This window comes from Candidatus Similichlamydia epinepheli, assembly GCF_003056015.1.
Window position 1 is genome coordinate 1 of the sequence record NZ_PPEU01000023.1, and the last position, 12,106, is coordinate 12,106.

Annotated in this window: 8 protein-coding genes; 6 read left to right on the forward strand and 2 right to left on the reverse strand. The window is 38.5% G+C overall.

Translation table 11 applies throughout. From position 1 onward, the window contains the following. Positions 1 to 204 precede the first annotated feature (204 nt). A complete protein-coding gene (locus tag GCCT14_RS02215; protein ID WP_108624052.1) occupies positions 205 to 1,554 on the reverse strand; it encodes an autotransporter assembly complex protein TamA in 1,350 nt (449 codons plus the stop codon). A 158-nt stretch (positions 1,555 to 1,712) separates the two neighbouring features. Continuing rightward, entirely contained in the window at positions 1,713 to 2,024 is a 312-nt protein-coding gene (locus GCCT14_RS02220) for a hypothetical protein (protein WP_108624053.1), read from the reverse strand. Between the two features lie 65 nt (positions 2,025 to 2,089). Between GCCT14_RS02220 and GCCT14_RS02225 the strand changes: the two genes are divergently transcribed. From GCCT14_RS02225 to GCCT14_RS02255, 6 genes are all read left to right on the forward strand, one after another. Next, positions 2,090 to 3,670, forward strand: a complete 1,581-nt coding sequence (locus GCCT14_RS02225) for a peptide ABC transporter substrate-binding protein (RefSeq protein ID WP_108624054.1) — start codon at positions 2,090 to 2,092, stop codon at positions 3,668 to 3,670. Positions 3,671 to 3,729: 59 nt separating this feature from the next. Beyond that, a complete protein-coding gene (locus GCCT14_RS02230; RefSeq protein ID WP_108624055.1) occupies positions 3,730 to 5,295 on the forward strand; it encodes a peptide ABC transporter substrate-binding protein in 1,566 nt (521 codons plus the stop codon). Positions 5,296 to 5,379: 84 nt separating this feature from the next. Then, positions 5,380 to 6,927: a peptide ABC transporter substrate-binding protein gene (locus GCCT14_RS02235; RefSeq protein ID WP_157952494.1), complete on the forward strand. Its 1,548-nt coding sequence runs from the start codon at positions 5,380 to 5,382 to the stop codon at positions 6,925 to 6,927. A gap of 17 nt (positions 6,928 to 6,944) precedes the next feature. After that, positions 6,945 to 8,504, forward strand: a complete 1,560-nt coding sequence (locus GCCT14_RS02240) for a peptide ABC transporter substrate-binding protein (RefSeq protein WP_157952495.1) — start codon at positions 6,945 to 6,947, stop codon at positions 8,502 to 8,504. A gap of 534 nt (positions 8,505 to 9,038) precedes the next feature. Beyond that, on the forward strand, positions 9,039 to 10,289 hold the full coding sequence (locus GCCT14_RS02250; RefSeq protein WP_157952496.1) for a peptide ABC transporter substrate-binding protein: 1,251 nt from the start codon (positions 9,039 to 9,041) through the stop codon (positions 10,287 to 10,289). 136 nt (positions 10,290 to 10,425) lie between these two features. Then, positions 10,426 to 12,012: a peptide ABC transporter substrate-binding protein gene (locus GCCT14_RS02255; RefSeq protein WP_108624060.1), complete on the forward strand. Its 1,587-nt coding sequence runs from the start codon at positions 10,426 to 10,428 to the stop codon at positions 12,010 to 12,012. Positions 12,013 to 12,106: the final 94 nt, after the last annotated feature.

Below are 12,106 nucleotides of genomic sequence, written 5' to 3' on the forward strand. Positions count from 1 at the left end.
CCAAATAGACATCTCGTTGCAAGATGCTTCGTTGCGTTTCAAAAGAAAAAATTTATAGATACATTTATTTAGTGATGTTTTTACAAATTCGGTGTCGAATGTGCAATAGAGAACCGCTCCCAATGCTAGCGCTGAAGCGCACAGGGATCCTAGGAAGAGAAATATAGTTCTAATAAGACGTTTTATCATTGGCATGTTTGGTGCTTAAAAGTTTTCTCCTAATAGGATGTACAACTCGACTGGGTTGTCGAGGTTATGGCGTTTTTGGAGGGGCATTCCAAGGTCGACTCGAAGAGAGCCAATCGCAACCTTTTTCCTCATTCCTAGTCCTATGGAGTACAAAAAAGGTGACTCTAAATTCGGGGATGAATGGGGATAAACTTGTCCCAGATCTAAGAATGGCACGAAAGTAAGATCTTTTGACAGTGGAACGCTAGGTTCCACCGCAATTGCTAATAAGCTCATTCCGCCAACCGGGATGCCATGTCTATTTAGGGGGCTAACACTTTTGTCTGCGTATCCCCTTAGTACTGATGGTGATCCACCAAAGCAACGCAAGGAAACGGGAACCTCATTGAGCTCAGTTCCTATAATCGAGTGTAATTGTAGGTGAGTTCGCAACTTAGCCTCTCTCCAGACAGGTAAGCTTATTATGAGTCCACTTTGTAATTTGATGAAAAAGTCGTGTCTCGAATCAATTGAGTAGAAAATTTCTCCTGTCCACCAGACACGAGCCAGAGATGAGCTCGACTCATTTCGATCGAAATACGGACAAGACCCTCTAAAAGGTAGGCTGAATAGAAGCTTAGCCCCAGCAAAGGCATCATAAAATTTTTCGAGCTTCAATCCAATTTTTTGGAGGGCCCTCTTGCCCAAGATTAGGTGCGAACCAATTGCACCGGAATGCTCACGGGTTTCATACCTAAGTCCTCTATATAGCGAACCTTCAACAGAGACCGATATGTCTTCTAGGGTTTGTATTGGGTTAACGAACCTTACACTGCATTCTTGCTCGTTCTGGGTGCTTTGCGCAGAAAAAAAGAACTTTTCCTGCTCACCCCATATGTTCTCATGAGACCAATCAAATGCTCCTCCTATACCCTTTTGGCTACTCCAAGATAAGCCTAACCCAATTGATCTAGGAGAGGACTCTTGAACATGCAGTAGAATTGGCATGGAAGAATTTCGTATGTCTGGGGGACCTAGTTCTGATCGAACCTCTTCAAATAAACCTGTTTTTTCTAGAGATTTGCAGCTGCTGTATACTTTATTGCCTGAGTATAGCCCTCCAGGTTTGAAGCAAAGATGTTTTTTAAGAAATCTAACAGAACAACGGGTTTGACCAATAAACGTCGCCTCTCCAAAAAAATATTTTGATCCCGTGGATACATCGATAACTAAATCTACTTGATGATTGTCGTGATCTAAATCAAAATTGTTTAAGTCGACTTTGGCAAATGGAAATCCCTGGTTTAGATAGCTGTCTTCTAATTCGCTGAGAAACTGTTTAAGAAGGTCTGTTCTGGCCGGTTCTAAAATAGGAAAAATAGGCAAATCAACTTTTGGTTCGCATGGAAGGTCGTTTTCTAATATGCAAACGGAACCTATCTTGTAACAAGGTCCTTGTTCAACTTCTAAATGTAATGTTTCTGTATTTTGGTCGTAGACTAAATCAAGGCGTGGAGATAAGTAACCGAAATAGTGAAAACAGTTCAGCCATCCATTTTTTTTTTTAAAATGTGGCGCTGGAATTCTTCTCGTTGCTTTGCTATTTCAAAGCAAATTTTTCTGTCGTGTTGGACTTGAGCGTATAACTCTTGCTCTAGATTTCGATCTTGTAGACCCTTTATAACAATTTTAGGAAGAGTTTTATTAATTGCTGCAATTTCTTGTTGAGGTACAAATAAGGCCCCCAAAAATGGCAGTAAGAACATTATTTTTTTTTGGAGCACTACAAAACTCCTATCAGAAGGGTGAAAAAGACAGCGATTTTTGATCCTATCTTTTTTCCTCTTCCTAGTCATGCTAAATGTCCTTGCTTTGTTCACATGTAAACAAAGATTCTGAATTATAGAAATATTGGTTAGAGATGAATAAATCTTTTTTTAAGCATTTGATTCGTTTCAGTGTTTTTTTCATGTTTTTCGGTTTTTTTTGGAAACTTAGAGTTCGTCAAGTGCTTCCTGGCAATGAATTGATCGTTAATATGGGTTATCCACCTTCTACTTTTCACCCACATAAAGTTAATAATTGTCATGAAAAAATATTATCTAGACATCTTTATGAAGGGCTTGTTCGGTCAGGTGAAAATGGGCGTTTATTGCCAGGATTGGCGAAAAAAATTGATGTATCGGAAGATGGTCTAAATTACCGTATCGAATTGCGTGAATCGTTCTGGTCAGATGGTAGGCCACTTACAGCAGATGATTTTGTTCGAAGCTGGAAAAATGTCATTGCTTCAGAACGACTATCTGCAGACTCTCTTCATTTTGATTTAATTAGAGGAGTGAAAGAATTTAGAAATAATATGAATGATTGGGATAAGGTTTCACTGAAGGCAGACTCAAAAAACATTTTTTCTTTTTCTCTGGAGCATCGTGCTCCTTATTTCATAGAAGTATTGACATTGCCTATTTTTTATCCTGTATCGTCATTTGACAGTGATAAGTGTCTTGTTTCCAATGGCCCTTTTCGTTTCAAGGAATTTAAATGGAGTCAATTGATTGTTCTTGAGAAAAACCCATTTTTCTGGGACGAATCTTCTGTTTCTTTTTCATCAATTAGGTTCCTATTAGTTGAGGAGGCTCAGACACAGACAAGTCTTTTTGAATCAGGTGATATTCATTTTATGGGTGGAGGGTTTTTGGCAATTTCTAAAGAGGCAATTGACTCGCTTAAGAGAAGAGGGTTGTTGTCTGGTCAATATGCCGTTGCGTGTGAACATTATGCAATTCTCAATACTCGACGTACTATTTTTCAATCCAAGAAAGTGAGGCAAGCATTTTCAATGAGCTTGGATAGAGATCGAATGCAGAAAGGTTTTTTTAAAAGATGTATTGCCGCATATTCCTATTTGCCTCCTGCCTTGCGTCAGGAGAAGAATATACCAATATTGATTGAGGAAAATAGAGATAAAGCAAAGCTTCTTTTTGAAGAGGGCATGCATGAATTGAATTTTGGAGAATCAGAGGAAGTGGAATTTCTTTGTACTAGCCTCTGTTTAAAACTTGCCCAAGCTCTCCAAGCACAATGGTTCCAAAATTTGGGAATTTTGGTGAAAGTTCAGTGTGTTTCTGTTCCGACTATGATTTCTAGATTATCGGATGGAGATTTTGACTTTGCTTGTTATAGCCAAATCGCAAGTTATCGAGACCCTTACTCTTTTTTTGAAGAATTTTCTGATTCAGATTCAGCGTTCAATGCAACTGGATGGAGTCCGGAATCATTTCGAGATTTACTCGCAAAAAGTTTTGATTTCGAAGATGAAAGTAGAACTGTTTTTTTCGAAAAGTTAGAGAAAATTATTTTGGAAGAGGTGCCAGTTGTGCCAATTGCATTTGGTCGAGAAGTATTTAGCTGGCATCCTTCTCTAGAGGGATTTGTAGTTGATGAATTGATGATGATAGATTTTTCCAGAGCACGTTGGAGAAAAGAATCGTCTTCTTGTTGACTCGAAGTGGTTAACAAAAGCATATCCGAGATCGCGTTAGATTTATTTTATGTGTCTATATGAAGTGGTTGCGAAATCCAATTTTGTGGTCGGGTTGTTTTATCTCTTCATTGTTTATATGGAAGATTTTTTTCTATAAACCATCTCCTGAAGTAACGCGTATTTCTAAGCAATTTGTTTCTGTTAATTTGGGTATTTTTCCAGGAAGCCTAAATCCTCAGATGATACGAACTCCACAAGATTTTTTTTTGGCTTCTCATCTTTATGAGGGTCTGTTCCGAATAAGTTCAGATGGTGTTTTATTGCCTGGATTGGCTGAGAAAATGGAAGTGTCAGAAGATGGATTGACCTATCAGATAACTTTGCGTACGTCCTATTGGTCAAATGGTGATCCATTGACAGCGCACGATTTTGTTCGAAGTTGGCGTAGTGCCGTTCATTCAAATAGCTTACTTTTCTGTGGATTCTATCTTAATTTCATAGATGGGCAAGAGAAATTTACGAATCTTCAATATAATCAGTCTTCTATCGCAGTGCGAGCAGATGGAGAACATCTTCTTGTTTTTTCATTAAAGAGCCCTGTGTCTCATTTCGCTAATTTGTTGGCCATTCCTGTTTTTTTCCCAATTCATGCGAATCTTAATCAAATAGGCTATACAAGTAATGGACCTTTCAAGGTCAAATCTTTTGACGGCGTCGGTCAGATGATTTTGGAAAAGAACCCTTTTTTTTGGGATTTAAGTTCCGTTTCCTTTCAATTTATAAAGGTGCTTTTCATGGGTAGAGAATCTCAACTTTCTTTATTTAAAAAAGGCGATATAGACTGCATAGGGTTTGTTCCAATGTCTTCAGATGAGGTAAATTATAGTCTGCCGGTTCCATCGACCTTTCTTAGGCAAAATATTCCTGTTCTATTGTCTCTGTCTGTTAATACGAATTTTGGAATCTTGAAATCAGTTAAGATTCGCAAGGCGATTTCCATGGCATTGAACAGAGAAGAGTTTGCTTCAATTTCTTCGAATTTTTATCCACCAGCCTATCGTTTCCTTCCCCCGGCAGTCATTTCTTACCCTCCGTTAGAGTCATTAATAGAGTCTCCTTTAGAAGCAAAAAAGTTATTTAAAAAAGGAATGGAAGACTTGAATGATATATTTTCTATTGATGAAACATTAGAATTATGCTGCGTGCAAACTACTAGCATTATTGCAAGTGTAATTCAACAGCAATTGCGACGAACTTTAGGACTGGAAACTAGCATTGTTATCGTTGATTCATCCGAGTTTATGCGGCGCATGGTTGGTGGCGACATGGAACTAGGCATTTTTCAACTCATAGGAAATTACGGAGATCCGTACTCATTGTTTGATTATCTCTTCCATTGTGGTCGCGCACTATGTGGGTGGAAGTCTGAAAAGTTTGGAGATATTTATAAAAATGGTTTGGGACTGAAAGGATTTCAACGTAAGTTACACTGTACTGAAATGGAACGAATAGTATTGAGTGAATTGCCATTTATACCTTTGTCTTTTGGATATTCTCCTTTTCTTATTCAGAGTGGGTTGCGGAACGTTGCGTCAGTGCCCTACATGTCTGTAGATTTAACAAGAGCATATTGGGATAAGTAGTAATCTCTATTTGCCCTCAAAATGAGGGTCATCTATCCAATTGTAAAGAACGTTGGATTTGACTGCGTATATCTGGTTTTGTTCATGAAATTGTTAAAACGAGTTTTATTTGTTTCTTTTTTGTGTAGTTTCTTACTGATTTGGGATAGTTTGAAACATCGATCTAACTCACAAAAAATTAATTCTTTAGTTGTAAATTTAGGGTTTCCTCCAACTAATTTAAATCCTCATCTTGTGAGGTTTCCTAGAGAAATTTTTCTTATTTCGCATCTTTATGAGGGGCTTTTTCGGTTCGGTGAAAACGGATCGATTATTCCAGGCCTTGCAGAACGTGTTTCGGTGTCACAAGACGGTTTGAGTTATCTTATTGGGTTACGTAAATCTTTATGGTCAGATGGCACCCCTGTAACAGCTTATGATTTTGTTCGAAGTTGGCAAAAAGTGATTCGTCCTGGCTTTCGTTTCCCTTTTTTCGGATTTCATTTGAACTGGATTAAGGGTGTTGATCAGTTGAATTCAGGTCATGCAGATTGGTCGACTGTTTCATTATGTGCTGATGGGGACTATTGCCTATCTTTCACTTTGAAACAACCTATTCATCACTTTAAGCATTTGCTGGCTTTGCCTATTTTCTTCCCAGTAAGAGAAGATAGTGACAGTTCTAATGTGATTTGCAATGGTCCTTTTAGGGTGAAATCATTTGATGGGTTTAAGAGCCTTTTGCTAGAAAAGAACCCTTTTTTTTGGGATGCAGAATCAGTTTTTCTTAAGGAAATTCAATTGCTTTTTCTAGAAGAAGAAGTTCAATTGCCGCTTTTTGAAAGTGGTGAAATAGATTGTATAGGATTTATTTCTCTGTATTCTGAAAAAGATATCGAACGATTTTCTCTTAATAGACAAGTTGTCCAGAGCGGATCGTCTGTGGTTTGTGCAATGCGCATTAACTTAGATGAAAGGATTCTCTCTTCTAAAAAGATTAGACAAGCGCTTTCGATGGCATTAGACAGAAAAGAATTGGTCAAAACTTCAGAAACGATAACCCCACCTTCTTACAGATACTTTCCATTGCCTTTTTCTGATCACCTTCCTTTTATTTCATTGAAAGAAGACCCAAATGAAGCTAGACGACTTTTTCTAGAGGGGTTGCAGGAAAAGGGATTAGAAATGTCCCTATTTCAAGGGTTTAGCATATGTTGTTTGCCGTTTTGTAGAAGTTTTGCACAAGTAATTCAACAGCAATTATTAAAGAATTTAGGTATTTATGTTCGGATTATTTTGCTTGATTCTTCAGATTACTTTCAAAGAGTCTCTTCAGGTGATTTCCAACTGGCGCTTTCACGATTTGTTTCTTCCTATCAAGACCCATACTCTTTATTAGATTGTTTCTTTCACGATAGAAATATGAATTGGGACTCTTCTTATTTTCGTCTTCTTTTTCAGACGGGACTGAGTATGGAAGGCGAGGAAAAGAAAGCTTGTATTGCAGAAATAGAACGTCATATTTTAGATGAATTACCCGTTATCCCTCTCTCATTTGGCTCTCCTCCATTCTTGCTGCAGACTGGCTTAATCGGTGTGGTTTCCAGTCCGTATCTTTCTCTCGATTTTTCGAGAGCATGTTGGGCAAAATAACTTTTCGGAGAGACGTCATGAGACGTATACATTTTTTATTTCTATCTGTTTGCGCTTCATTGTTTGTTTCTTCGTTTTTCTTCTTAAAACGACATAAATCGAATGCGTCCAATATGGAGCGAACCTGGTTAAGATTAAACCTTGGTGCACCTCCTCAAGAGATAAACCCTCATTTTGTTCGTGATACTAATAGTGGATTTGTTGTTTTGCATCTCTATGAAGGGCTCTTTAGACTAGGCGAGAAAGGATCGCTTTTACCGGCATTGGCGAAAAGAACATCGATTTCAAAGAATGGGCTAGACTACGAAATTGAACTGAGGCCATCTTATTGGTCAGACGGATCTCCACTTACAGCTCACGATTTCATTCGCAGTTGGCACTCAGTTTTGTCTCCACGTGAAAGATTTTCACCTTTTCGTTCCTCTTTAGGAATTTTACAAGGCTCAGAACAAATAGATCCTTTTCGTCCTGATTGGTCTAAGTTGTCGCTTTTTGCTAAGAATGATCATACGCTTTGCTTTTCACTTCGCAAGCGAATGCCTACTTTTCTTTTTCTTCTTACGCAACCAATTTTTTTCCCTGTACACCCACATGGACAAAAAGATGCCTCTATAACTAATGGGCCTTTTCGTGTTGTAAAGGGCAATCAGCAACATATAACCTGGGAAAAGAACCCTTTTTTTTGGGATGCCAAGTCTGTTCAAATGGAAAAGGTAGATCTTTTTTTCTTCCAAGACGAAGCCGTTCAAACGTCTCTTTTTCTTCGAAATAAAATTGATTGGATAGGCGGCTGTCTTCTTCCCATTGCTGAATCTAGCTTAGGACAGCTTCAAGAAAGTGATGGGGAATCGTCTTCTGTGCACTATATAATTCTAAACACAGCCTCTAAAATCTTTTCTTCACAAAAGATTCGTCGTGCCTTCTCAATGAGTTTGAATAGATTAGAACTCTCGGGAAAGATTTCTAAACGTTTTTTTCCAGCTTATAGATATTTGCCTCCGGTCTTTTCATCTCAGATTGAAATGAATTCTTTATTCGAAAACCTTGAAGATGCGTTGGAATCCCTCGAAAAAGGCCTTTTAGAACAGAAGTTGATAGCGGAGCATCTAAATTCAATACGTTTTATTTGTCACCCTGGCCAAGTTGCTTTAGTAAAACTTCTACAAGAAACTTGGGAAAAAATTTTTGGTTTCAGAATCAACATACAATTAGTAGATTCTCAAACATTCCTTTCTAGGCTTGAACGAGGGGACTTCGATTGTGCGATTCAAGGAATGTCTGCATCTTATCCGGATCCTTATACATTGCTAGAGCCATTCCGAGATAAAAAGGGATCTAACAACTTTTCCAATTGGAGTTCTTTCTTTTTTCTTCATTTTCTTGAAGAAGGCCTTTCAGCGGAAGGGCAGAATCGGCTTCCATTTTTGAGAAAATTAGAACGCACTCTACTTGCGGAAATGCCTATAATTCCTCTGTTTTTCGAGAAACAGATTTATGCTTATCAAAAAGGACTAAGCGGGGTAATTGTTCAGGAATGGAGGATGGTAGATTTTTCAAGAGCATATTGGACTTCCTGAACGAAGTTGTCATAAGAAAGGCAAGTTCGTTGAAAACAACATATTATCTATATACCTGTGATATGCAGATACGACTTGATGATCTTCAACTTAGTTATGCATGTCCAAATTGTTGAGTTCATTCTATAACTATCTATGCACCTCTTTAGTGATATTCTCCTGAGTATTAGTAGTAATCTTTTTAAGAATTAGGATTGAGAATGTGAGACAGTCTACTATAGGGTTACTTGCGATAGTAGCGCTTTGTTCTGCATTTCTTTGTGTTAGACGAAATTCTAACTCCGTAATCTCTGCAAGCAGGAGAGATACACTTGTTCTGAATATCGGAAGTCCTCCGCTGGAATTACATCCTCAATTTTTACAAGATGTGCACAGTACAATCATTTCAAAACATCTTTATGAAGGTTTATTTAGATTGGGGACAGGGAAAAAACTTTTACCTGGTTTAGCTGAGCAAATGTATGTTTCTGAGGATGTAATTCCAGCGGAGGACTTCCGATATTCAGAACAAGTGTATCTCTCCTGCGACTTCCTGTGACTGCACACGACTTTGTTCGAAGCTGGAGAAACGCTATCGTCTCGGGTGATGGCAGAATTTGTTTAAAGTCAACGTATTTTGATTTCTTTTTAGGAGTAGAAGACTTTAGAAATGGAAAATCTAGTTGGTCAGACGTATCTATTAGAGCCGAGGACGATAATACCTTACTTTTTACATTGAAACATCCTGTTCCCTATTTCAAAGATTTATTGACACTTCCTGTTTTTTACCCTGTCTATCCAAATCACGGTGTAGATGATGAGTTAATTACAAATGGTCCATTTTTTTTAAAAGGTTCACGATGGGGAGAGTCACTTATACTTCAGAAGAATCCGTTCTATTGGGATTCCGATTCTGTTCACTTTTCTCAGATTAGGTTTATCTTTGTAGAATCTGAAGAGACACAAACCCTTCTTTTTGAGAGTGGCGAGATTGATTGTATTGGTGGCGGGCTTGCTCCTCTACCTCAAGAGGAGGTCAATCGACTTTTGCCTTCTGGTTGTGTTTCAGATGAATACGATGTATTAGCTGTTCATTTTTTGAACTTAAACACAAATCTTCCACCTTTTTCTTCGGCTAAGATTCGTCTGGCTTTTTCAATGGCTATTAGCCGCGAGGAAATTTGTCGAGAAATTTTAAAGCGTTCTTTACCTGCGTATTCATATTTGCCTCCTTCTATTTGCAGTCGAAAAGGAGTTCATCTTATTCAAGAAAATTCACAACTTGCGAAACAACTTCTCGAAGATGGATTGCAAGAGTTAGGAATGTCAATGAAAGACCTGGGAGAATTGAGCCTAGTTTGTTCGTCGAGAGGAGCTAAAATGGCACAAGCTCTTCAAAGAATATGGGCAGAAAAGCTTGGAGTTTCAGTTGGTATAGAGACAATGGAACTTAAATCTATTTTATCTCGTTTAACTGAAGGAGACTTTCACATTTCTATTAATTGCATTGCTGCTAGCTATAGAGACCCATACGCATTTTTTGGTATTTTTGCACAATCTGATTTTGAAAACAGCTGGTCATCTTGGAGGTCAGAAACTATACGCAATCTTTTTCATTTAGGCTTTGAGCTTGATAGTGATGAAAGAGTTGCGCATATAGAATTAATGGAGGATTTTTTCTTATCGGAAATGCCTTTGATTCCCATTGCGTTTAGGCGTGAGGTATGTGTTATGCAGCCTGGACTTAAGGGAGTTCAGCTCAGTGATATGCTTTTAATTGATTTTTCTAGGTCTTATTGGGATTAATTTCGATGAATTTTCTTCTATTGTCGAATTCAATTTAAGCTAGGTTGATGAAGTCCACTCTATTTGCTACGATGCGATACTTAGAAATTTGCTTTGGATGTTAAGCAAAGAAGGACCTTTCGAATGAGGAGAAGGGGTGAAGTTGAGACCACGTACCATTATAGGGTTACTTACCGTAGCCGCACTTTGTTTTGGTTTTTTCTGGGTTAGAAGAGACTCTGATCTGAGGGATTCTATCGAAAAAAAGAATACACTGGTATTGAATTTCGGAAGTCCTCCGTTGGAATTGCATCCTCAATTTTTGCATGATGTTCACAGTGCTATTCTTGCTATTCATATTTACGAAGGATTATTTAGGGCAGGTCCAGACCGAACGATTCTGCCTGGACTTGCAGAGGATCTTTATGTTTCTGAAGATGGGTTACGTTATCGGATCCAATTAAGAAAGTCGTATTGGTCAAATGGCCTACCAGTAACTGCGCACGACTTTGTGAGGAGTTGGAGAAATGCAATCGATCCAATTGGAGGACGTTCTTGCTATGGGTCTATGCATTTCGATTTTATTTCTGGAGTGGAAGACTTTAGAAATGGAAAATCTAGTTGGTCAAATGTTGCTCTTGTTGCAGAAGACGATTCAACTCTTCTTTTTACATTGAAACATCCTGTTCCCTATTTCAAAGATTTGTTGACACTTCCTGTTTTTTATCCTGTCTATCCAGATTACAATATGGATGATGAGTTAATTACAAATGGACCGTTCTATTTGAAAGGTTCTAAGTGGGGTCAATCACTTGTGATTCAGAAAAATCCGTTTTACTGGGATTCTAGTTCAATTCATCTTTCACAAATTAAGTTTATGTTTGTAGAGTCAGCGGAAACTCAAACTCTCTTATTCGAGCGTGGTGAGCTAGACTCAATAGGTGGTGGTCTTGTTGGAATACCACAAGAGGAAGTTGATCGACTTTTGCCCTCTGGTTCTGTTTCAGACCAATATGACGTAGCATCTGTCACCTACTTGACTCTTAACACTAGTATTCGCCCTTTTTCTTCGTCGAAAATTAGATTGGCATTTTCGATGGCTCTTGATCGGGAGGAAATGGCTAGAGGAATTTTCAAGAGATCCTTTTCAGCTTATTCCTACTTGCCGCCTTCTCTATCGACGCGTAAACATGTTCGACTTATTAATGAATCTCAGCAGCTTGCCAGACAATTTCTTGAGGAGGGTTTGCAAGAGTTAGGTATGCCTAGAGAAGAGTTAGGAGAAATTCGCTTACTCTGTTCAGAAAATGCAATTAAGCTAGCGCAAGCTCTTCAAAGGCAGTGGGCAGAAAAACTTGGTGTCCTTATAAGCATCGAATCATCTGAATTTAGATCCATTCTTGCTCGTTTATCAGAGGGAGATTTTCATTTTTCAATCAACTCTAGTGTGGCTGACTATAGAGACCCATACACATTTTTTGAATCTTTTATGCAAGGTGAATTTGAAAGCAATTATACGGCTTGGAGCCCAGAAACGATGCGCGAGCTCTTCCAGGACGGGTTTGGATTTGAAGGGGATGAGAGAATTGCCCATCTCGAATCAATGGAAGATTTTTTCTTGGCAGAAATGCCTTTAATCCCCATTGCTTTCACACGTGATGTCTGTGCTATGCAGCATGGGCTTAAGGGAGTTCAGCTCAGCGACATGCTCTTGATTGATTTTTCTAGGGCTTACTGGGATTAATCGTGGTTAACTATGAAGAAACGTTTTTCAGAATCGGAATTTTGGTCATTACATAAGAAGGTCTACGAGGACTTGGGGCCCAAAGCGTGGACCC

Bases quoted from the DNA above. Each gene is read 5' to 3' on its own strand.
- GCCT14_RS02235 (WP_157952494.1), top strand. From the start codon at position 5,380: ATGAAATTGTTAAAACGAGTTTTATTTGTTTCTTTTTTGTGTAGTTTC.
- GCCT14_RS02225 (WP_108624054.1), top strand. From the start codon at position 2,090: ATGAATAAATCTTTTTTTAAGCATTTGATTCGTTTCAGTGTTTTTTTC.
- GCCT14_RS02240 (WP_157952495.1), top strand. From the start codon at position 6,945: ATGAGACGTATACATTTTTTATTTCTATCTGTTTGCGCTTCATTGTTT.
- GCCT14_RS02230 (WP_108624055.1), top strand. From the start codon at position 3,730: ATGAAGTGGTTGCGAAATCCAATTTTGTGGTCGGGTTGTTTTATCTCT.
- GCCT14_RS02220 (WP_108624053.1), bottom strand. From the start codon at position 2,024: ATGACTAGGAAGAGGAAAAAAGATAGGATCAAAAATCGCTGTCTTTTT.